Genomic DNA, 22,095 nt, shown 5'->3' with positions numbered 1-22,095 from the left:
ACGGCTCCCACCGGCTCGGTCGGCCAGGGCGGGCCCGGACGCGCCGACGCCGGGCGGGAACGGGTCCCGCCCGGCGTCGTGCCGAGCCGTGCGACGAGGGTCGCTCAGTCGCGCGTGAGCTTGCGGTACGTCACGCGGTGCGGGCGAGCCGCCTCCGCGCCGAGGCGCTCCACCTTGTTCTCCTCGTAGGAGGCGAAGTTCCCCTCGAACCAGTACCAGCTCGCCGGGTTCTCCTCGGTGCCCTCGTACGCGAGGATGTGGGTCGCGACCCGGTCGAGGAACCACCGGTCGTGGGACACCACGACGGCGCAGCCGGGGAACTCGAGCAGCGCGTTCTCGAGCGAGCCCAGGGTCTCGACGTCGAGGTCGTTCGTCGGCTCGTCGAGCAGCAGGAGGTTGCCGCCCTGCTTGAGCGTGAGCGCGAGGTTGAGGCGGTTGCGCTCACCACCGGACAGGACGCCCGCGGGCTTCTGCTGGTCCGGTCCCTTGAACCCGAACGACGCGACGTACGCGCGCGACGGGATCTCGACGTTGCCGACCTTGATGAAGTCGAGGCCGTCGGACACGACCTCCCACAGCGTCTTCTTCGGGTCGATGCCGCCGCGCGACTGGTCGACGTAGGAGATCGACACCGTCTCGCCGACCTTGAGCTCGCCGCCGTCGAGCGGCTCGAGCCCGACGATCGTCTTGAACAGCGTCGTCTTGCCGACGCCGTTCGGGCCGATGACGCCGACGATGCCGTTGCGCGGCAGCGTGAAGCTCAGGCCGTCGATGAGCTGGCGGCCGTCGAAGCCCTTCTGCAGGTTCGACGCCTCGAGGACCAGGTTGCCCAGGCGCGGACCCGGCGGGATCTGGATCTCCTCGAAGTCGAGCTTCCTCGTGCGCTCGGCCTCGGCAGCCATCTCCTCGTAGCGGGCGAGACGCGCCTTCGACTTGGTCTGGCGGCCCTTCGCGTTCGAGCGCACCCACTCGAGCTCGTCCTTGAGACGCTTGGCGAGCTTCGCGTCCTTCTTTCCCTGGACCTGCAGACGCTCCTGCTTCTTCTCCAGGTACGTCGAGTAGTTGCCCTCGTACGGGTAGAGGCGACCGCGGTCGACCTCGCAGATCCACTCCGCGACGTGGTCGAGGAAGTAGCGGTCGTGCGTGACGGCGAGGATCGCGCCCGGGTACGTCGCGAGGTGCTGCTCGAGCCAGAGCACGGACTCGGCGTCCAGGTGGTTCGTGGGCTCGTCGAGCAGCAGCAGGTCCGGCTTCTCGAGCAGGAGCTTGCACAGCGCGACGCGGCGTCGCTCACCACCGGAGAGCACCGACACGTCGGCGTCCGGCGGCGGGCAGCGCAGCGCGTCCATCGCCTGCTCGAGCTGCGAGTCGAGGTCCCACGCGTCGGCGGCGTCGATAGCCTCCTGGAGGGTGCCCATCTCGGCGAGGAGCGCGTCGAAGTCCGCGTCGGGCTCCGCCATGAGGGCGGAGATCTCGTCGAAGCGCTGCTTCTTGGCGAGGATGTCGGCCACGGCCTCCTGGACGTTGCCGAGCACCGTCTTCTCCTCGTTGAGCGGCGGCTCCTGGAGCAGGATGCCGACGCTGTACCCCGGGGAGAGGCGCGCCTCGCCGTTCGACGGCGTGTCCAGGCCGGCCATGATCTTGAGGATCGTGGACTTCCCGGCGCCGTTGGGGCCCACGACGCCGATCTTGGCGCCGGGCAGGAAGTTCAGGGAGACGTCGTCGAGGATGACCTTGTCTCCGTGCGCCTTGCGCGCCTTGTACATGGAGTAGATGAACTCAGCCACAGCCTGTCGTTCCACCGTTTCGGTCGGGAGAGGTACGGGATTCGTCGACCACTCAGCCTACGCGGTCGGGCCGCCGGGACGCGCCCGACGGCGCCGCGACCGGTCGAAGGTCACGGCGCCGCCCGGTCCCGCGGCTCAGGCGGCCGCCGTCGCGCTCCCCGTCCGGGCGGCGCGGGCACGCGGCGCGCGGGCACCCGACGCGCCGGGCTCTCCGCCCAGCGCCGCCGCGACGTCCGCCGTCGCCCAGGGGTCGTCGGCCGGGGGCTCCTCGCGTACGGGCTCACCCGGAGCGGGCTCACCGTGACCGTCGCCCGGACCCGTGCCCGCATCGCCCCCACCCGCGGCGTCGGACGCCCCGGTCGGGTCGATCGTGCCGGCCGCGGCGGGCGGGACGCCGTCGACCTCGTCGGCGGGGCCGCCCTCGCTCCGGCGCGCGGCGTCGTCGTCGCGCCGGTGCACCGTGCGCGTGAACCGCGCCTCGCCAAGCGTGAGGTCCGGGCCGAGCGCCGTCGCCTCGACGACGAGGCTCGTGCGCGGGCCGTCCGGGCCGTCCCACTCGTCGAGCGAGAGCCGGCCCGTGACGACGACCGGGTCGCCCTTGTGGAGGGAGAGCGCGACGTTGCGCGCGGTGTTCTTCCACGCCTTGACCGTGAACCACAGGGTGCGGCCGTCGACCCACTCGCCGCGCTCGCGGTCGAGGTAGCGCCGGGTCTGGGCGATCCGGAAGCTCGTGAAGTCGTTGCCCGACTGCGAGCGGAACAGCGTGGGCGTGGTCGCGACGAAGCCGGACAGCGTGACCGTGACGTCACCGGGCATGGTTCCTCCTGAGGTCGACGGCCGGGCAGGTCCCGGCCACCGCCTCAGGGTGCGGTGGGAGCGGCGGTGCCGTCCGGCGTCGGACCCTCGCCTGTGGACGGGCCTGCGCCGTCCATGCCTGGGGGTAGCCGTAGAGCCCCGGTGAGCGGCGCGGCGGGCGTCTTGTCCCGCGCCGACTGCGCCAGCTCGCGCACCTGCCGGTGCAGGTCGAGGAGCTCCTGGGTGGGCCGGCCCATCGCGTCCTGCACGACGCGCTCGATCGCGCCGCGCCCCGAGGCGAGGACCTGCTGCTCGCGGCGTCGGGCGAGCGTGCGCCGCACCTGGAGCGCGACGAGGAACGCGACCACGGCACCCAGGACGGCGACCGCCGCCACGACCGCGCACACCGTGACGAGCGTGCGCCCCAGGTCGAGCACGCGCAGCGATCCGAGCACCGCCAGGACCCCCGCCACGACCCCGACCGCGAGCGCCGACCAGGCCGCGCGCCGCGTGGGCCGCGAGGACGACGGCCCGCGCGTGTCGAGGGGGATCTTCGCGAGCGCGGACCGCGTCGCCTCGGCGACGCGCGGAGACGGCGCGACGGCCTCGTCGAGGGCCTTCTGCCAGCCGGACCGCAGCGAGCGCCCCGCGCGCGCGAGCCAGCGCGAGCGCGACAGGGAGACAGCGTCGGGCTGCGGCGGCGAGAACTCGGGCCGCCCGTACCCGTTGCGCACGGCCGCGCCGACCTGGCCCGCGACCGCGGCGAGGCCCGTCGCGTCGGCGAGCGCGTCGACCTCTTCCTCGACGGCCGTGCTCATCGTCCACGGGACGTCGCCCGGGAGCTGCTCCAGCAGGAGCGCCCCGGCGCGGTCGAGCTCTCCCGCGACGCGGCTCGCCGCGACGCTGCGCCGCGCGACCGCCTGCTCGAGCAGGGAGCGCAGCTCGTCCAGGCCCTCGCCGGTGCGCGCCGAGACGGTGGTGACGTAGACGCCGTCGAGCCCGTCCTCCTGGAGGAGGCGGTCCATGTCCTCGACGAGCGACGCGCGGCGCGCCTCGGGGACGGTGTCGATCTGGTTGAGCGCGACCACCATGGAGCCCTCGAGCCCCGTCGACTTCTGCAGGTAGCCCGAGTGCAGCGCGTCGTCGGCGTACTTCTGCGGGTCCACGACCCACACGAGCAGGTCCACGAGCGGCAGCACCCGGTCGACGACCGCGCGGTGGGCGGGCTCGATCGAGTCGTGGTCCGGGAGGTCGAGCAGGACGAGGCCGCCGAGCGCCGACTCGTCCTCGGCGTCGAGCTCGCCGTCGCGCGTGATGCGACGCTCGGGGTCGACGTCGAGCCAGTCGAGCAGCGCCGTCGCGGCGTCGCTCCACGAGCACGCCGTGACCCGGGCCGTCGTGGGCCGCTTGACGCCGACGTCCGCGAAGTCGAGGCGCGACACCCGGTTGAAGAGGCTCGACTTGCCCGACCCGGTGCCGCCCGCGAGCGCGACGACGGTGTGGTCGACGCCGAGCGCGAGCCGTTCGCGCACGCCGCCGATCGCGTCGCGCACCTGGGCCGCGACGGCGGGGTCGAGGCGGTCGCCCGCGAGGTCCACTGCGCGCGCGAGGTCGTCGACCCGGGCACGCAGCTGGGCGTCGTGGGACGTCACATGAGCCTCCTCAGCTCGGCGAGTCGTAGGCGCAGGCCGACGGCGGCGTCCGCGGCCAGCGCGGGGTCGGCGAGCGTCGTGAGGACCGGCTCGGCCTCCCGCTCGACCATGGTCGCGGCCCGGTCGGCGAGGTCGTCGCGCAGCGCGGCGACCGCCTCGTCGCCCTCGTCGGCGAGCACGGTCCCTACGAGCCGGGCGGCGTCGTCGTTCCCTGCCGCGGCGGCGAGGAGCAGCGCGGCGACGCCCGTCTCCCCGAAGGCCTTCACCGCGGCACGGCCCGCCTCCGACGCCGACGGCGCCCCGAGCGCGGCCACCACGTGCTCGGCGCGCGTCGCCCACTGCTGCACCTGGGTCGTCGCCGACGCCTCCCGGCGCGCGGCGGCCGCGTCCTCGGCGGGCAGGACGTCGGCCCCGCCGGGCAGCGGGCGGTCGCCGTCGAGCGCCGCGCGCAGCGCTTCGTACGCGAGGACACCGTCCGCGGCGAGCGTGCGGCGCGCCGCGTCGCGCGTCTCGTCGAGCAGCGGGGCGAGCACCAGGTCGCGTGCGCGGCCCCGGCGGCGCGACGACCGCACGACGCCGCCGCGCACCTTGACGCGGTCGACCCGCCCGGCGCCCGTCACCTGGGACCAGCGCGCCTCGAGCGACCCGTGCGCGACGGCGCCGTCCAGCGCGGCGCGGCGCACGGCCTCCTGCACCGGCGGCAGCGCTCGCTCGACCGCGGAACGCAGGTCCGCCGCGGCCTCGACCTGCTCCTCCACCGCGTCCGAGACGCCGGTGACCCAGTCGGGCAGGGCCGCGAGCGACCCCTTGAGCGTGCGCACGATCACCGCGCGGGAGCGGTCCGGGCCCGCGAGCATCGTCAGCCAGCGCGCGACCGGCGCGACGACCGAGCGGTCGAGCAGGCCCTCGTGGGGGCCGACGTCGGGCACGACGAACAGCGGCACGCCGTCCATGCCGTGGTCGCGCAGCCGCTGCAGCAGGTCGCCGCGGATCGTCGTGAGCGTCTCGCGCGGGACGCGGTTGAGGACCATCGCGACGCTCGCCCCGCGCTCCTTCGCGCGCGACAGCGCCTGCCAGGGCAGCGCGTCGCCGTAGCGCGACGCCGTCGTGACGAACAGCCACAGGTCCGCCGCCTCGAGGAGCAGGCTCGCCGTGTCCCGGTTCTCCGACAGCAGCGAGTCGAGGTCCGGGGCGTCGAGCAGGCCCGTGCCGCGCGGCACGCCGTCGTGGTCGATCACCCGCGCCACGCGCGTCACCGGGCCCTCGACGATGACGTCCGCGTCGAGCGGGTTGAACGCGAGCACCGGCTCGCGCGTCGTGGGCCGCAGCACGCCCGCCTGCGACACCTCCTCGCCGAGCAGCGAGTTGTACAGCGTCGACTTGCCCGCGCCCGTCGACCCCGCGATGACCACGATCGCGGGGGACGACAGCTCCCGCAGCCGCGGCAGCAGGTGCTCGTCGAGCTGGGTGAGCAGACGGCGGCGCGAGGCGTCGGCCTCGGTCGCGCCGTCGATCGCGAGCGGGAGGCGCACGTCCGCCACGTCGCGGCGCAGGTCGCGCGCGACGTCGAAGACCGTGACACCGAGCTCCTCGGTCGCCTGAGCGGGGCGCCACGAGCCCGGCGACCGGCCGGCCGAGGTGGCGCTCGCGTCGCTCGTGGCGGCGTCTGGGGTTCTCACGGGTTCATAGTGACCGCTGTCGAGGGCCCCGCCAAACGCACGCGCCGGACGACGCACGACCACCCGACCTGCGGCTCCACCGCCGCGGCTCCACCTCCCGAGCACGCCCGGCTCCCACTACGATGGGCGCGCGCCTCGATAGCTCAATGGATAGAGCAACGGCCTTCTAATCCGTAGGTTGCAGGTTCGAGTCCTGCTCGGGGCACCACGCAGGACCGTCGGAGTCCCAGCAGTTCTAGGACTCGAACACCCAACCACTGAGGCACGCCGGAGTCCCGGCCCGCGACCTTCCCGCACCCGCGCTTCGCCGCCTACTCCCACGTGACGCCCGGGACGCCGTGCGTGCCCGACGACATCGCGGGCGTCTTCAACGCGATCGCGTGGGAGGAGATCGAGCGGCTCGGGGCCCGTGGGCTGCCAGGTGTGCGACGTCCGGTGACGGTTCGTCCCGGACCGCGTCGGGTGGTGGTGGAGCTCGGGCACGTGCGCGACGCGCTGCTGGGCCTCTCGGAGGACGATCTCCGGGACCTGGTCGTCGTCGAGCTCGACCGCGAGCGGCCGACCCTCCGTCCCGCGCGGGAGGCGTTCGCGGAGGCGGTGACCGTCGCGCTCACCCCCGACGGGGAAGGGCGCACCTGGTTCTACGACGAGCACGTGCCCGAGGAGAACGTGCGCGCAGCGGAGCTCGTGATCGAGGCCTTCACGAGCTCGCAGCGACAGGACTCACGCACGGGCCGCGGGGCGGAGAATGCGGTCACCGACCCTGGACGGACGACGGGACGCGAGTCGCGGTCGGCGACGGCGCGAGGCGCAGCGAGGAGAGGGACGTGAGCGCGCTCGGGAATCTGATCGCTGCGGTCGGGCGGATCGAGGCGGGCCAACCGGGCCCCGACCCGGTGACGCTCGCGCTCGAGCCGTTCCCGGGCGGTGTGCGCGTCCAGACCGTGCAGGGCGGGAGCGTGGACCTGCTCGTGGCGCAGGACTCGCGGGCCGTCCGGGCCGCGCTCGCGGCCGGCGTCCCCGGGCTGCGCACGGCCGCCCCGGCAGTGGGGGAGAGTGGTTTCACGCCCTGGTCGCGGCGCCTCGGGTGGGCCGCCTACCTGGTCGATCTGGGGACCTGGGAAGACCTGCTCCGCGACTTCGGGCAGCCGCTGGCCTACGCGCGGATCCGCTGGCACGAGGACACGCTCCACGTGACGATCACCGACGGCGCCCGCGCCCAGGAGCTCACGCGACCGCTGGACGGCACCGGGTTCACCGGGGCCACGCCCGCAGAGCTCGCCGCGGACTTCCTGCGGTCGCCCTCCTGAGGTGGTGTGCGCGCCCCCGACGGAGCACCCCGACGCACCGACGCACGAGCCGAGGGGCGGAACTCGCGGACGGCCCGAACGTTGGTCTGACATGGGGAGTTCTCACCCTCCCGATCCCCGGAAAGGGTAAAGATCCGGCCACCGGTCGTAGATATACTCGCCCGACCGGCGCAGGCCGGTTCCACCCGGTTCGCCCGGGTCGAGGGGGAGCCCGCGAGGGCGTCCTCCACCCGCCACCGACGGCGTCCGACGGCACGCACGAGCGAAGGACCGACATGACCGAGGCAGCACCGCTCCAGCCCCCCGCCCCGACGGAGACGCTCACGCTCAGCGCCCCGGAGCCCGTCAAGCCCGTCGCGGCGACCCAGGCCCCGGCGCTCGCGCCGCGCATCGACGAGGCGGCCATCCCGGGTCTCGAGTCGAAGGTGTCGTCCTACCTCGACCAGCTCCTGACCACGGACACCCGCTCCCCCGAGTTCGGCGCGAAGGCGGACGACGTCCGCAAGATGGGCGACAAGGACATCCGCGCCGCGGCCGACGTCTCCAACCGCATGCTGGAGATGCCGGTCAAGGAGCTGCGCGAGGGCGGCGTGTCCGACAGCTCGAAGGTGAGCAAGTCGCTGCTCGAGCTGCGCCGCACCGTGGAGGACCTCGACCCGAGCGAGGCGAGCGTCGGGAAGAAGTTCCTGGGCCTCATCCCGTTCGGCGGGAAGCTCCAGGACTACTTCCGCCGCTACGAGAGCTCGCAGAAGCAGCTCAACGCGATCGTCCAGTCGCTGTACAACGGTCAGGACGAGCTCCGCAAGGACAACGCCGCGCTCAACCTGGAGAAGCAGAACCTCTGGGACACGATGGCGCGGCTCAACCAGTACATCTTCATCGCCGAGCGCCTCGACACCGAGCTGTCCACGAAGATCGCGGAGATCGAGGCGAGCGACCCGGAGCGGGCCCAGGCGCTGCGCGAGGACGTGCTGTTCTACGTGCGCCAGAAGCACCAGGACCTGCTCACGCAGCTCGCGGTGTCCATCCAGGGCTACCTCGCGATGGACATCATCATGAAGAACAACCTCGAGCTCATCAAGGGCGTCGACCGCGCGACGACCACGACGATCTCGGCGCTGCGCACCGCCGTCATCGTGGCGCAGGCGCTCGCGAACCAGAAGCTCGTGCTCGACCAGATCACGGCGCTCAACACGACGACGTCGAACATGATCGCGTCGACCTCGAAGATGCTGGCGGACCAGTCGGCGAGCATCCAGCAGCAGGCCGCGAGCGCGACCGTCGGGCTCCCGCAGCTCCAGCAGGCGTTCGCCAACATCTACGCGACGCTCGACTCGATCTCGACGTTCAAGACGCAGGCCCTCGACTCCATGGCGCAGACCATCGGCGTCCTGGAGACCGAGACGACGAAGGCGAACGAGTACCTGGACCGCGCACGCCGCTCCGACCAGTCGCAGGCGGGCAGCGGCTCGCTCGACATCGGTCGGCTGTGACGCGCCGTCCCCCGACCACCCCTCCCCGCACCACAGATCGGACCCCGAGCTAGATGGGCTGGTTCTCCGACGTGATCGGCCGCCTCGGCGGCCGGTCCTCCGCGCCCGAGCCCGAGCACGAGCTCCCGGCCCCGCCGACGTCGACCGACATCCTCGCGTCGGTCGAGCGGGTCGAGCAGCAGATCGAGGGCCGTGTGCCGCCCGCCGTGACGGCGCGCGTGCACCGCATCACCGGCACGGTCGAAGAGATGGTCCCCCGCCTCGACCGCCTCGGCGGCGGGTCGCAGCAGGCGCACACGGTCGTCGCGACGGCGACGAGCTACCTGCCCGAGGCCGTCGGCGCGTACCTGCGCCTGCCGCGCGACTTCGCCGACCGGCGGGTCGTCGCGCAGGGCAAGACGTCGCTCATGCTGCTGTGCGACCAGCTCGACCTGCTCGGCGTGACGCTCGACAAGATCTCCGACGCCGTCTCGCGGGCCGACGCCGCGGCCCTCGTCGCGCACGGCGCGTTCCTCGCGGAGAAGTTCCGCGACTCGTCGATCGCGCTCGACCCCGGCGCGGGCCGGGGCACGCCGCAGCCGGGCCCGCCGTCGGAGCCCGGACGACTGGAGGCACCGTGACCACCCCGGACACCCCGACCCTCGCGGCGGCGCTCGACGCGCTGGACGCCGCCGCGCGTGCCGCGGGCGTGGACGAGGAGGCCGCCCGCGACGAGGGCGCGCGCCTCGCCGCGGCCGTCGCCGAGTCCTCCCCCGGCGCCCCGGCGGCGTGGCTCGCCGCGCTGGGTCACGACCCGGCGGCGACGGGCGCGTTCTTCACCGCGGCGTCGAGCGCCCGGCGCTGGCGCACGTCCCCGACCGACGTCCTCGCCGCACTCGGGGCGGCGCGCTCGAAGCACGCGACCGCATACGGGCAGGCGCTCGCCGACGTCGCCCGCGCGGCCGCGCGCCTCGGCTCGCCCGGCCCGCACGTCGCCGGGGCCGCCGCCGCGACGGCCGCGGTCCAGCAGGCCGGCGCCGGGCCAGTGGCCGCTCCCGCGGCGAGCCGCGCGCCGTCGGGCCCGACGCCTGCCGCGGGCGGCCCGCTCGGCGCACCCCGCACGACGGGCGGCGCGGACCCGTTCGACCTCGGTGACCTGCTCGCCGCGCAGGGCTCGCTCGACGCGCTGCGCCGCCCGGCCCCCGAGGTCCCGTCCGTCGCGTCGATCCTCGACGCGCTCGGCGCGCGCGGGACCGGGGGCGGGACCGCGCCGTCGGGCACGACGCCCGCCCCGGCGTCGGGCACGACGGCGGACGCGACCGCCGGGAGCGCGGAGACGGCCACCGCCACGGAGACCGCTGCGGACGCGGCCGTCGAGGAGGAGCCCGCGCGCTCGATCGAGGAGCTGCTCGCCGAGCTCGACGCGCTCACCGGCCTCACGCGCGTCAAGGACGAGATCCACCGCCAGACCGAGCTGCTGCGCGTCGAGAAGCTGCGCACCGAGGCGGGCCTGACCCGCCCCACGCTCACGCGCCACCTCGTGTTCCTCGGCAACCCGGGCACCGGCAAGACGACGGTCGCGCGGCTCGTCGCGGGCATCTACCGCGCGCTCGGGCTGCTCGAGAAGGGCCACCTCGTCGAGGTCGACCGCTCGGAGCTCGTCGCGGGCTACCTCGGGCAGACGGCCGTGAAGACGTCGGAGGTCGTCGCGACCGCGCTCGGCGGCGTCCTGTTCGTCGACGAGGCGTACGGGCTCGCGGAGGACCAGTACGGCGCCGAGGCGATCAACACGCTCGTCAAGGACATGGAGGACCACCGCGACGAGCTCGTCGTCATCGTGGCGGGCTACCCCGGCCCGATGGCCGACTTCCTCGCGACCAACCCCGGGCTCGAGTCGCGGTTCTCCACGACCATCACGTTCGAGGACTACGCCGACGCCGAGCTGCGCGACATCTTCGCGAGCATGGCCTCCCGGGCGGACTTCGAGCCGACCCCCGAGGCGCTCGACGTCTTCGCGCGGCTCGCCGCGGCGCAGCCGCGCACCGAGGGGTTCGGCAACGCCCGCTGGGCCCGCAACGTGCTCGACGCCGCGATCGCGCGCCACGCGTGGCGGCTCAAGGACGTCGACGCCCCGACGATCGACGAGCTGCGCCTGCTCCTGCCCGTCGACCTCGTGGACGGCGAGGGCGCTCCCGCGCTCCTCGCGACGCTCGACCCGCCCGCACCCGAGGACGCGCAGGCCGAGCCCGCCGAGGCCGAGCCGGCCGGATCCGCAGCGGAGGGCACGGACGGCACAGACCGCCCCGCCACCGACGACGCACCAGAGACCGCACCCTCCAGCGCCGAGGAGAACGCATGACGACCACCCCGGTCCGCCCGGCGGGCCAGCAGATCGTCCCGGCCGGCGGCCCCGCGCCGGGTGGTGCCCTGACCGCCCCGGGCGGCGGCGCCGTCGTCCCGCAGGGGTCGCAGAGCGCCGCCGTGTCCCGCGCGCGCGGCGCGCTGCGACGCACGCCCGGCAAGCTGCGCCTCGTCATGGCGCTGTGCGTGCTCGCCGCGCTCGCGCTCGGTGCCCTCGGGTTCCAGGCCGGCAGCCTCCAGTCGCGCGCGCTCGCCGCGGCGAGCGAGGACGCGGCCCAGCTCGTCGGGGTCCAGGAGGTCCGCAACGCGCTCGTCGCCGCGGACGCGACGGCGACCGGGGCGTTCCTCGTCGGGGGCCTCGAGCCCGCCGACCAGCGCGCGCGGTACGACGAGCTCGTCGACCAGGCCGCGAACCGCCTCGCCACGCTCTCGGGCAGCAACGAGGCGGACGCCGCGCTGCTGGGCCAGGTGGCCGCCGACCTCACGGTCTACACGGGCCTCGTCGAGCAGGCGCGCGCCACCAACCGGCAGGGCTTCCCCGTCGGGTCCGCGTACCTCGACCAGGCCTCGACGATCCTGCGCGAGCAGATGCTCCCCGCGCTCGACGAGGTCGTGCTCGACGACGCCGACCGCGTCGCCGCGGACTTCTCGGGCGTGCGCAACGCGCTCTGGGTGCTCGCGGCCGGCCTCCTCGCGCTCGCCGTGCTCCTCGCGAGCCAGGTCTGGCTCGCGCGGCGCACGCACCGCGTGCTCAACGTGGGGCTCGCCGTCGCGACGGCCGTGGTGCTCGTCGTGGGCGTCGTCTCGACGGTCCTGCTGTCCCAGGCGAGCGCCCGCGCGCACGACGTCCGGACCGGCCCGTACGCCGCGACCCTCGCCGCGTCGCAGGCGTACTCGCTCGCGAACGACGCGAAGTCCATGGAGGCGTTCACGCTCATCAAGCGCGGCTCGGGCCAGACGTACGAGGAGTCGTTCGTCGCCGCGACGGACGACGCGGCGGCACGCCTCGACACCGCCGCGACCGAGGGCAACCTCGACGGGACGACGGCGCAGGCCCTCGACGCCTGGGTCGCGCGGCACGCCGAGATCCGCGCGCTCGACGACGCGGGCCAGTGGGACGACGCGGTCGCCCTCGCGACCGCGACCGACCCCGAGAGCCCGAACGCCGCGTTCGACGCGTTCTCGGCCGCGGCGCGCGACGACATCGAGACCAACGCCGCCGCGACGAGCGACCGCCTCGACGGCGCGGCGACGACGGCCACCGTCGCGGGCTGGCTGCTGCTCGTGGCAGGGCTCGTCGCGGCGCTGCTCGCGTGGCGCGGCGTGACGGCACGACTGGAGGAGTACCGGTGACCACGACGCCCGCCCCCCACGCCCGGCCCGCCGGGACCCGCCGCACCGGCACGCGCGCCCGCCGGGCCGGCGCCGTCACGACCGGGGTCGCCTCGGCGCTCGCCGCGCTGCTCGTGCTCGGCGCCTGCTCGGGGCCGTCGGGCGCGGAGGACCTGCGCCTGACGACCACCCCGCAGGACGAGGCGACCGAGGAGTCCCCCGCGGCGCCCGCCGCACCAGCCGAGTGCGCCGACCCGCTCGCCTCGTACGCGCCCGAGGGCGCCCTGCCCGGCCCGGACGCCCTCCCGGGCGGCAGCACCATGGCCACGATCCGCGACCGGGGCGCGCTCGTCGTCGGCGTCTCGGCGGACACGCTGCTCATGGGCGCGCGCAACCCGCTGTCGGGCCAGATCGAGGGCTTCGACATCGACGTGCTGCACGAGGTCTCGCGCGCGATCTTCGGCGACCCCGACCGGCTGCAGTTCCGCGTCATCACGTCGGGGCAGCGGCTCGAGGTGCTCGAGAACGGCGAGGTCGACCTCGTCGCGCGCGCGTTCACCATCAACTGCGAGCGCTGGGAGTCCATCGCGTTCTCCGCGGAGTACTACCACGCGGGGCAGAAGGTGCTCGTCACGCGCGACTCGACCGCGAACGGGATCGCGGACCTCGAGGGTCAGCGTGTGTGCGCGCCCGAGGGCACGACGACGCTCACGCGCCTCGAGCAGTTCTCCGGCATCGAGCCCGTCCCCGCGACCACGCACACGCAGTGCCTCGTGCTGTTCCAGCAGGGCAAGGTCGACGCGATCACGGGAGACGACACGATCCTCGCGGGCTTCGCCGCCCAGGACCCGTACGCGAAGGTCGTCGGCGAGGCGATCAGCGACGAGCCCTACGGCATCGGCGTCCCGGCGCAGAACGTCGACATGGTGCGGTTCGTCAACGGTGTCCTGGAGCAGATGAAGGCCGACGGGCGCTGGGCCGCGATCTACGGCGAGTGGCTCGGCGGCCTCGGCCCGGCCCCGACCCCGCCGGCCGCGGTGTACGGCCGCACGCCGTGACGCGCACCCCCGCACCCGAGGCGCCGGGACGGCTCGGCGACGCGATCCCCGCCGCCGACCTCCTGGCGTACCTCGGCGCGCTCGAGACCTGGCTCGACGAGCGCCGCACCGAGCTCGACCGGCTCGACGCCGCCGCACAGGCCGCCGCGACGCCCGACGCCTACACCGCCGACCTCGTGCTCGCGCTGTCGCTGTGGCAGGCGATCCGCTCGCGCGCCGACGAGATCCGGCCCGTGTGGGACTCGGGCCGGGCCGACGCCGTCGCACGCGAGAAGATCTCCCAGCTCCTGTGGGGCCGGCTCGACTCGGGCTCGGGCGCCGCGCTCGTCTCGCTCGTCGAGGCGGTCAAGCTGTGCGACGCGCTCGTCGTGCAGCTGCGCACGCGCCTGTCCTTCGACCCGCACACGGCCGACCAGGTCGCGCGGCTGCGCGGCGTGCGCGCCGAGCTCGTGCGCTGCGAGGACCTCGCGGGCTCGGACGTCGACGCGCGCGGCCGCGTCGAGACCCTCCGGGGGCGCCTCGACCACCTCGTCGCGCAGGCGGCGCGCGGCGCCGACGTGTCGGGCCCGCTCGCCGAGCTCGAGACCGAGGTCGCGCGCGCCGAGCGCGACCTCATCGTCGCGTCCGCGCAACGCCGCGAGCTGCGCCGCGACCGCGCCCGCACCGAGGAGCAGCGCGCCGCGCTCGAGGCGCGCGAGCCCGCCCTGCGCGAGCTCGTCGCGCGCTGCCGACGCGAGATCGCGCACCCGCCGCGGCTCGCCGTCCCGGACGTCTCGCGCCTCGGCCCCGTGCCCGACTCGCGGTTCGAGCTCGATGCCTACGCGGCCCGCCTCGCGACCGTGGCCCGCGCCGTCGAGACCGTCGAGGACGCCTACACCCGCCCCCTGCGCGCCCGTGCCGAGCTGCGGTACAGCCTGGAGCGGCTCGCCGCGCGGGCCGACGCCAACGGCCGGTCGGCGTCCCCCACGGTGCGCTCCGGCCTCGCCGAGGCGCGCGAGGCCGTCGAGACGACACCGTGCGACGTGACTCTCGCACGGTTCCTCGTCGAGCAGTACCAGTTCCTCACCCGCGACCTGCCCACCCCGGAAGGAGCGTCGTCGTGACGACCACCGCGACCGTCCCGTGCTCGGAGCCCGGCTGCCCGGGCACCATCGAGGACGGCTACTGCAACGTCTGCGGCGCGCCCGCGGGCGGCTCCGGCGCCGCCCCGACGCCCACCGCGAGCGGCACCACCGGCGTGCCCGCGCCCGGCAGCGCGGCCGCCGCCTCGCCGTCCGCCATGCTCGGCACCGGGTTCGTGCAGGGCCGCCCGGGCACCGCCGGGGCGGGCGACCCCGACGCCGAGCGCTCGACGCGCACCGGCCGCACGAGCTCGAGCCGCCTCGCGTCGACCGCGCTCGGCTCGGCGCGCACCGCCGCGACCGGCTCGAAGGCGACCCGTCGCGTCGGGACCTCCTCGACGCGGCTGCGCGGGCGCGGCCTGGGCGCGGGGCTCACGACCGTCCCGTCGGTGCCCGTCCGCGACCCGCTGCAGTCCGTCATGGCCGTGCCCGAGGTCGCCGAGCGCAAGCGCTTCTGCCCCGCGTGCGGCGAGAAGGTCGGCCGCGGGCGCGACGGGCAGCCCGGCCGCACCTCCGGGTTCTGCCCCCACTGCGGCAACCGCTTCGACTTCACGCCGCAGCTGAAGCCGGGCGACCTCGTGGGCGGGCAGTACGAGGTCGTGGGCTGCCTCGCGCACGGCGGCCTCGGCTGGATCTACCTCGCGCGCGACCAGAACGTGTCCGGCCGGTGGGTCGTGCTCAAGGGCCTGCTCAACTCGGGCGACCCCGACGCGTACGCGGCGGCGATCTCGGAGCGCCAGTTCCTCGCAGAGGTCGAGCACCCGCTCATCGTCGAGATCTACAACTTCGCGATGCACGACGGCGCGGGCTACACCGTCATGGAGTACGTCGGCGGCGAGTCGCTCAAGGAGATCCTCCAGCAGCGCCGGGAGGACAACAACGGGGTTATCGCCCCGATGCCCGTGGACCAGGCCCTGGCCTACGTCCTCGCGGTCCTCCCCGCGTTCGCCTACCTGCACGACCACAACCTGCTGTTCTGCGACTTCAAGCCGGAGAACGTCATCCAGCAGGGCGACGGCGTGAAGCTCATCGACCTCGGCGGCGTGCGCCGCACCGACGACCTCACGTCCGCGATCTTCGGCACCGTCGGCTACCAGGCGCCCGAGGTCGCGGAGGTCGGGCCGTCCGTCGCGTCCGACATCTACACGATCGGCCGCACGCTCGCGACGCTCGTCCTCGACTTCCGCGGGAACACGACGACGTACGTCGCCTCGCTCCCGCCCGTCGCGGACACGCCCGTCTTCCAGCAGTACGACTCGTTCTACCGCCTGCTCGCCAAGGCGTGCGCGCTCGACCCGGCCGACCGGTTCGCGACCGCGGACGAGATGCGCACCCAGCTCCTCGGCGTCCTGCGCGAGGTCGTGGCGGCCGACGCCGGCCCGGGCAACCCGGCGCTGCACTCCGCGGCCTCGGTCCTGTTCGAGGCGCCGGTCGCGGACGTCGCGTCCCGCCCGCTCGCGTGGGACGAGCTGCCGACGCTGCGGCGCGACGACCACGACCCCATGGCGAGCTGGCTCGCCGGGGTCAACGTCGTGGACCCGGACGCGCGCCTCGCGGCGCTCGCCGACGCGCCCGAGGACACGGTCGAGGTGCGTCTCGCCCGAGCCCGCGCCGCGATCGAGGCGGAGCGGTTCGACGTGCTGCGCGACACGATCGCGACGATCCTCGCGGACGACCCGTGGGAGTGGCGCGCCGCGTGGATCGGTGGCCTCGGCGAGCTCGCGCAGGGCGACCCGGTCGCGGCGCGCGCCTCGTTCAACGCCGTCTACGGGCAGGTGCCGGGCGAGCTCGCGCCCAAGCTCGCGCTCGCCGCGGCCTGCGAGCTGAGCGGCGAGCCCGACATCGCCGAGTCCCTCTACGTGATCTGCGCGCGCACCGACGCGAACTACACCGCGCCGGCCGCGTTCGGGCTCATGCGCGTGCGCGAGGCGCGCGGCGACCTCGACGGCGCGCTGCACGCGCTCGACCTCGTCGGCCCGACGCGCGGGTCGTACGTCGAGTCCCGCACCCTCCGCGCGCACCTGCTCGCGGCGTCGGGCCGGGGGCTGCCCGCGCTCGCCGACGCCATGGCGAGCGTGTCGACCGTCGCGATCGCGCCGCGCGAGCGGGCCGAGCTCGCGGTGGGCGTCCTGCGCTCCGCGCTCGACACCGTGACGGCCTCCGGCCCGGAGCCGACCACGCGCATCGCCGGCGTGCCCGCCGACGAGCCCGCGCTGCGCGACGCGCTCGAGGGCGCGTACCGCGAGCTCGCGTCGCTCACCGACTCGCGGGACGCGCGCATCACGCTCGTGGACCGCGCGAACGAGGTGCGCCGGTGGACGATCCGATGAGCGACTCCCCGGCACCCGCGCCCGGCGGCACGGTCGCGGAGCCGAGCGGCGTGCTCGAGTGCCCGGCGTGCGGGGAGCCGTCGCCCGAGGGCGCCCGGTTCTGCGAGGCGTGCGGCACGCCGCTCGCCCCGCTCCCCGCGTCGCCGGCCCCAGACGCCGGGACCGGCCCTGCCGCGGACCCCGCGACCGACGCCGCGACGGACCCCGCAGCAGCCGGGACCACCGGCAGCGGACCCGGGAGCGGCGACGGGACCGGCGACGAGCCCGGCGAGCCGTCGGGCGGGGCCTCGGCCGAGACCGGAGGCGCCGCGGCCGAGACCGGCGCGCGCCCCTGCGTGCGCTGCGGCGGCCGGGTCGCCGAGGACGGGTACTGCACCGAGTGCGGCGAGCCCGCCGCGTCCGAGCGCGACCACTGGGCCGAGCGGCCCGCGAGCTGGGTCGCCGGCGTGTGCGACCGGGGCGTGCGGCACTCGCGCAACGAGGACGCCATGGCCCTCGCGGCGAGCGAGTCCGCGACGACCGAGCGGGCGTTCGCGGCGCTCGTCGTGTGCGACGGCGTCTCCTCCGCGCCCGACTCCGACGTCGCGAGCCTCGCCGCGGCCCGCGCCGCGCGCGACGTGCTCGCGGCGCGCGCCCCCGACGGGACCGACCCCGTGACCGGCGAGGCCTCGGCGCGCATGGGCGCGTGGTCCGCGCTCCTCGGCGACGCGTCGCGCGCCGCGCAGGACGCGATCCTCGCGACCGTGGGCACGATGGCCGACCGCGAGAACCCGCCGTCGTGCACGTTCGTCGCGGCCGTCCTCGACGGGCCGCTCGTCGTGGCGGGCTGGGTGGGCGACTCGCGCGCCTACTGGATCCCGGACGACGGCGACGCGCACCAGCTCAGCGTCGACGACTCGTGGGCGCAGGAGATGATCGCGCAAGGCGTCCCGCGCGCCCAGGCGGAGACGTCGCCGCAGGCGCACGCCATCACGCGCTGGCTCGGCCCCGACGCCCCCGACCCGGTGGCCCGCACGGCCGCGACGCTGCCCGACCGCGACGGCTGGCTGCTCGTGTGCTCGGACGGCCTGTGGAACTACTGCTCCCCCGCGCCCGACCTGGCGGCCCTCGTGCGCAGCACGCAGGACCGTGTCGGCGACGACCCGCAGACGCTCGCGGGCGCCCTCGTCGACTGGGCGAACGCCCAGGGCGGCCGGGACAACATCACGGCCACGCTCGCCCGGTTCTCCCGGGCGTCGTCCACGGCCCCGCCGCCGCCCCCGGCGGACCCCGCCACCGCCTGACGCGCACCGCGCGTCGGGCCCCGACGACCCGATAGCCTGCACGAACACCCGCACCACCGAAGGAGCCCCCATGGCCGAGTTCGCCGCCGAGGTCTACCAGAACGAGTTCCTGTCCGAGGGCGCGACGGACGTCCACGCGATCGTCACCGTGACGTGCCGCGGCGCCGGGAGCGCGGGGAGCGCCGGCGGCGCGGGCGGGGTGGCCGAGATCATCATGGTCGACACGTCGGGGTCGATGTCGGGGCGCAACATCGAGGCCGCGAAGCACGCGGCCCAGGTCGCGGTCGACCAGATCCTCGACGGCACGTGGTTCGCGATCGTCGGCGGGAGCCACGTCGCGAACCGCGCGTTCCCCTACCCGAACGCCCGCATGGCCATGGTGCAGATGGAGCCGGGCGCGCGCGCCGAGGCGAAGCGCGCGATCTCGATGCTCACGCCCGGCGGCGGCACGGCGATGAGCACGTGGCTGCGCCTCGCGGACCAGCTCTTCGCGACGGTGCCCCAGGCGACGCAGCGGCACGCGATCCTGCTCACCGACGGCAAGAACGAGTCGGAGCCCCGCGCCAACCTCTCGGCCGCGGTCCGGGACGTCACGGGCCACTTCCAGTGCGACGCCCGCGGCGTCGGCTCGCGCTGGCAGGTCGACGAGCTGCGCGAGATCTCCACCGCGCTGCTCGGCACGGTGGACCTCATCGCGGACCCGAACGAGATCGCCGCCGACTTCGAGAAGCTCATGCAGGCCTCCATGGCGCGCGGCGTCGCTTCCGCGGACCTGCGCGTGTGGGCCCCGCAGGGCTCGCAGGTGCTGTTCGTCCGCCAGGTCGCCCCGACGGTCGAGGACCTCACGCACCGCCGGGCCGAGGTCAACCCGCTCACGGGCGCGTACCCGACCGGGTCGTGGGGCGACGAGTCGCGCGACTACCACGTCGCGGTCCGCGTGGCCTCGAAGCCCGTCGGCTCCGAGCAGCTCGCGGCGCGCGTCCAGCTCGCCGTGAACGGCGAGGTCGTGTCCTCGGGCCTGGTCAAGGCGAAGTGGTCCGACGACGAGTCGCTCACCACGCGCATCAACCCCGAGGTCGCGCACTACACCGGCCAGACCGAGCTCGCCGCAGCGATCCAGGAGGGCCTCGCGGCCAAGGCCTCGGGGGACGAGGCGACGGCGACCGTCAAGCTCGGGCGCGCCGTCCAGCTCGCGCAGCAGACCGGGAACGAGGAGGCGACGTCGCGCCTGCGCAAGGTCGTCGAGATCGACGACGAGGAGCACGGCACCGTGCGGCTCAAGCGCAACACGTCGACGCTCGACGAGATGGCGCTCGACACCGCCTCGACGAAGACGACGCGGGTGCGTCGGTGAGCGCCGTCGTCTGCCCCAACGGGCACCCCTCGGAGTCGACCGACTACTGCGACGTGTGCGGCGAGCCCATCGCCGCGGCGTCGGCACCCGCGGTGCCCCCGGCGGGCGCGTCGTCCCCGGCACCGGGCGCGTCGTCCGGCACCCCGGCACAGGCTCTCGAGTGCCCGAACTGCGGCTCGCCCGCCCCGGCCGGCGCCCTGTTCTGCGAGAACTGCGGCTACGACTTCACCACCGGTGCCCTGCCCGACCCGGTGGAGCCCGCGTCGGCGCTCTCGCTCGACCCGCCGTCGCGTCCCACGCCGGCGACCCCGGCCGCACCCGCCGCCGCACCGGCCGCACCGGCCGCACCGGCCGCACCGGCCGCACCCGTCGCACCGGAGGCAGGCGTCGCGTCGGGCGCGACGCCGCCGCCGCTCCCGGCCGCGTCGCCCGCGTCCGCGGCCACCCCGCCGCCGGGCGCCTCCGCACCGCTCGAGGCTCCGGCGTCGACCCCGGCCACCGGGACCGCCGCGGGTGAGCAGCCCGGCGGTGAGCCCGCCGACCCGGCCTCCGCCGCGCCGTCGGGCGCGCACCTGCCGACGCCGCCCGTGCCCGGGCCGGACCAGTGGGTCGTCGAGATCTGGATCGACCCCGACTGGTACGCGGCCCAGCAGCCCGAGGACCCCATGCCGTCGGCGGGCCTGCCGGGGCTCGTGGTGCTGCGCGAGCGCAGCGTGCTCGTGGGGCGCCCGTCGGTCTCGCGCGGCATCCACCCGCAGGTCGACTGCGGCGCGGACACCGGCGTCTCGCGACGGCACTGCCAGCTCAGCACGGACGGGCAGCGCTGGTGGGTCGAGGACCTGCAGTCCTCGAACGGCACCTACGTGAGCCCCGCGGGCGAGCCGCTCCCGACGGACCCGATCCCCGCCGGCCAGCGACGCGAGCTGGCCGACGGGGACCGCGTGTACCTCGGGGCGTGGACGCGCCTCGTCGTCCGCAAGGCGCTCCCCGGCGAGGCGTGAGCCCGGCTCAGCCCTCCGACGCCTGAGGCTCGGCCTCGGCCGTGATCTGGGTCGCCGCGCCGCCCGCGCGGTGTGCGACCTCGATCCGGCGGGGCCGGGCCTCCTCAGCGACCGGGATCGTCAGCGTCAGCACGCCGTCCTCGTACGACGCCGTGATCTTGTCGAGCGCCAGGCCGCGCCCCACCGTGAGCTGGCGTGCGTACGTGCCGGACGGCCGCTCGCGCGCGAGCCACTGGACGTCCGGGTCGGTCCGCGGGCTCCGCTCGGCGCGGATCGTCAGCGTGCGGTCCTCGACGGACACGTCGATCGTGCCCGGGTCGACGCCCGGGAGGTCCATCGTCAGCACGTAGTGGTCGCCGGCGCGGAACAGGTCGAGCGGCATGCCGCCCGAGGCCGCCGAGGCCGCGGTCGCGCGGGCGCCGGACGCGAGCTGGCCCACCAGGCGGTCCATCGCGTCGAAGGTGCTCGTGAAGGGGTCGGTCATCGCAGCCACACCTCTCACCTCCTCGTCGCACGGTCCCGGGCGGTCCGGGACCGGTCGGTGCTCCCGCGAGGCAGGCACCCCGCGGGCGGCTACAGCTCCTGTTTTAGCACTCTCCCCCCGGGAGTGCCAAGAGGTGCGACGAGGCGTGCCGACCGGCCACGCAGGCCGCGTTGTGCGGCTCCCACACCGGCCCCGCACCCGCGCCCGGGAGCGGTTGGAGGTTCCCTCCAACGGGTTGTGCGATCCGTGCACGGCGGGCCGCCGAGGTGGTCGCGAGCGCCGTCGCCCGACGACCGCCGTCCCGGCCAGAGTGGACACGCCCGCCCACCGACAGCAGGGAGCCCGCGATGACCGACGCCCGCACGGAGACGCCCACCGCCACCTCGTCCGCCCCGGCGGCCACCGCGCCGGCCGCGCCGCGCGAGGTACCGCGCGACGAGCCCGACCGCCGCCGTGGCCGGTTCGCGCTCGACGCCGGCGACGCGGCGCGGGTCGCGACGTTCGCCGCGCTCCTCGCCGCGCTCGGCCTGCCCGGCTCGATCGCCCTGTTCGGCAACGCGGTGCCCGTGACGCTCCAGACGCTCGGTGTGATGCTCGCGGGGGCGGTCCTCGGCGCGTGGCGCGGCTCGCTCGCCGTCGCGACCTTCCTCGCGCTCGCCGCGGCCGGGCTCCCCGTCCTCGCGGGCGGGCGCGGCGGGCTCGGGGCGTTCGTCGGGCCGTCCGCCGGCTACCTCGTCGGGTTCCTCGCCGGCGCGGCCGTCGTCGGTCTGCTCGTCGACCGGCTCCGGCGCGTCACGTTCGCACCCGTGCTCGTCGCGTGCCTCGTCGGCGGGGTCGCGGTCGTCTACGCCGTCGGCGTCCCCGTGCAGGCGCTCGTCACGGGCGTGCCGCTGCCCACGACCGCACAGCTCTCGCTCGTGTTCCTGCCCGGCGACGTGCTCAAGGCGCTCGCCGCCGCCGCGATCACGGTGGGCGTCGTGCGCGCCTACCCCGCGGCCCGCCCGGCCCGGCGCCCGACCGGCGCCGACCGTGCCGCGGCCGACGACCGCCCCGCCTCCTGAACACCTGCGAGAGTG

The 22,095-nt window shown here is 75.4% G+C and carries 18 protein-coding genes and 1 tRNA gene; 14 read left to right on the top strand and 5 right to left on the bottom strand.

Going from position 1 to position 22,095, the window contains the following annotated elements; genetic code table 11:
* Positions 1-104 precede the first annotated feature (104 nt).
* From ettA to ABIE39_RS15175, 4 genes are all read right to left on the bottom strand, one after another.
* A complete protein-coding gene (gene ettA / locus ABIE39_RS15190; RefSeq protein WP_021483138.1) occupies positions 105-1,787 on the bottom strand; it encodes an energy-dependent translational throttle protein EttA in 1,683 nt (560 codons plus the stop codon).
* A gap of 135 nt (positions 1,788-1,922) precedes the next feature.
* Positions 1,923-2,603: a single-stranded DNA-binding protein gene (locus ABIE39_RS15185; RefSeq protein ID WP_354052397.1), complete on the bottom strand. Its 681-nt coding sequence runs from the start codon at positions 2,601-2,603 to the stop codon at positions 1,923-1,925.
* A gap of 44 nt (positions 2,604-2,647) precedes the next feature.
* A complete protein-coding gene (locus ABIE39_RS15180) occupies positions 2,648-4,234 on the bottom strand; it encodes a P-loop NTPase family protein (protein ID WP_354052395.1) in 1,587 nt (528 codons plus the stop codon).
* Positions 4,231-5,913 (bottom strand): GTPase, encoded by a 1,683-nt coding sequence (locus ABIE39_RS15175; protein ID WP_074810589.1) that lies wholly within the window; start codon positions 5,911-5,913, stop codon positions 4,231-4,233. The genes ABIE39_RS15180 and ABIE39_RS15175 overlap by 4 nt, the downstream gene beginning before the upstream one ends.
* A 132-nt stretch (positions 5,914-6,045) precedes the next feature.
* Here ABIE39_RS15175 and ABIE39_RS15170 point away from each other — a divergent pair.
* From ABIE39_RS15170 to ABIE39_RS15110, 13 genes are all read left to right on the top strand, one after another.
* Positions 6,046-6,121: transfer RNA gene (locus tag ABIE39_RS15170), tRNA-Arg, on the top strand.
* 134 nt (positions 6,122-6,255) lie between these two features.
* Positions 6,256-6,744, top strand: coding sequence for a hypothetical protein (locus ABIE39_RS15165; RefSeq protein ID WP_209827495.1), 489 nt, complete (start codon positions 6,256-6,258; stop codon positions 6,742-6,744).
* Positions 6,741-7,223, top strand: a complete 483-nt coding sequence (locus tag ABIE39_RS15160) for a hypothetical protein (protein ID WP_354052393.1) — start codon at positions 6,741-6,743, stop codon at positions 7,221-7,223. The genes ABIE39_RS15165 and ABIE39_RS15160 overlap by 4 nt, the downstream gene beginning before the upstream one ends.
* Before the next feature lie 275 nt (positions 7,224-7,498).
* Positions 7,499-8,716 (top strand): toxic anion resistance protein, encoded by a 1,218-nt coding sequence (locus ABIE39_RS15155; RefSeq protein ID WP_021482025.1) that lies wholly within the window; start codon positions 7,499-7,501, stop codon positions 8,714-8,716.
* A gap of 53 nt (positions 8,717-8,769) precedes the next feature.
* Positions 8,770-9,336 (top strand): hypothetical protein, encoded by a 567-nt coding sequence (locus ABIE39_RS15150; protein ID WP_061268560.1) that lies wholly within the window; start codon positions 8,770-8,772, stop codon positions 9,334-9,336.
* On the top strand, positions 9,333-11,054 hold the full coding sequence (locus ABIE39_RS15145; RefSeq protein ID WP_354052391.1) for an AAA family ATPase: 1,722 nt from the start codon (positions 9,333-9,335) through the stop codon (positions 11,052-11,054). The genes ABIE39_RS15150 and ABIE39_RS15145 overlap by 4 nt, the downstream gene beginning before the upstream one ends.
* Positions 11,051-12,409 (top strand): GlnX family signal transduction membrane protein, encoded by a 1,359-nt coding sequence (locus ABIE39_RS15140; protein WP_175008102.1) that lies wholly within the window; start codon positions 11,051-11,053, stop codon positions 12,407-12,409. Before ABIE39_RS15145 ends, ABIE39_RS15140 begins: the two co-directional genes overlap by 4 nt.
* Positions 12,406-13,446: a glutamate ABC transporter substrate-binding protein gene (locus ABIE39_RS15135; RefSeq protein ID WP_083385467.1), complete on the top strand. Its 1,041-nt coding sequence runs from the start codon at positions 12,406-12,408 to the stop codon at positions 13,444-13,446. The genes ABIE39_RS15140 and ABIE39_RS15135 overlap by 4 nt, the downstream gene beginning before the upstream one ends.
* Positions 13,443-14,549: a hypothetical protein gene (locus ABIE39_RS15130; RefSeq protein ID WP_354052389.1), complete on the top strand. Its 1,107-nt coding sequence runs from the start codon at positions 13,443-13,445 to the stop codon at positions 14,547-14,549. Before ABIE39_RS15135 ends, ABIE39_RS15130 begins: the two co-directional genes overlap by 4 nt.
* Positions 14,546-16,897 carry a serine/threonine-protein kinase gene (locus tag ABIE39_RS15125; RefSeq protein WP_354052388.1) on the top strand — a complete coding sequence of 784 codons (2,352 nt, stop codon included), beginning with the start codon at positions 14,546-14,548 and terminating at the stop codon, positions 16,895-16,897. The genes ABIE39_RS15130 and ABIE39_RS15125 overlap by 4 nt, the downstream gene beginning before the upstream one ends.
* Entirely contained in the window at positions 16,894-18,180 is a 1,287-nt protein-coding gene (locus ABIE39_RS15120) for a PP2C family protein-serine/threonine phosphatase (protein WP_354052386.1), read from the top strand. Before ABIE39_RS15125 ends, ABIE39_RS15120 begins: the two co-directional genes overlap by 4 nt.
* 70 nt (positions 18,181-18,250) lie before the next feature.
* Positions 18,251-19,534 (top strand): vWA domain-containing protein, encoded by a 1,284-nt coding sequence (locus ABIE39_RS15115; protein WP_021483252.1) that lies wholly within the window; start codon positions 18,251-18,253, stop codon positions 19,532-19,534.
* The gene (locus ABIE39_RS15110; protein ID WP_209827485.1) at positions 19,531-20,535 is read left to right on the top strand and encodes an FHA domain-containing protein; all 1,005 of its coding nucleotides are present in this window, start codon (positions 19,531-19,533) and stop codon (positions 20,533-20,535) included. The genes ABIE39_RS15115 and ABIE39_RS15110 overlap by 4 nt, the downstream gene beginning before the upstream one ends.
* Positions 20,536-20,542: 7 nt before the next feature.
* Here the strand turns inward: ABIE39_RS15110 and ABIE39_RS15105 are convergent, their stop codons facing one another.
* Positions 20,543-21,028 carry an Hsp20/alpha crystallin family protein gene (locus tag ABIE39_RS15105; RefSeq protein ID WP_400109857.1) on the bottom strand — a complete coding sequence of 162 codons (486 nt, stop codon included), beginning with the start codon at positions 21,026-21,028 and terminating at the stop codon, positions 20,543-20,545.
* Positions 21,029-21,366: 338 nt separating this feature from the next.
* Between ABIE39_RS15105 and ABIE39_RS15100 the strand changes: the two genes are divergently transcribed.
* Positions 21,367-22,080 carry a biotin transporter BioY gene (locus ABIE39_RS15100; protein WP_354052385.1) on the top strand — a complete coding sequence of 238 codons (714 nt, stop codon included), beginning with the start codon at positions 21,367-21,369 and terminating at the stop codon, positions 22,078-22,080.
* The last annotated feature ends 15 nt before the right edge of the window (positions 22,081-22,095 follow it).

It is taken from the genome of Cellulosimicrobium sp. 4261 (assembly GCF_040546915.1).
GTDB lineage: Bacteria > Actinomycetota > Actinomycetes > Actinomycetales > Cellulomonadaceae > Cellulosimicrobium > Cellulosimicrobium cinnabarinum.
Note: the sequence above shows the minus strand (reverse complement) of the source record. Positions and strands in the feature narration are given on the sequence as shown.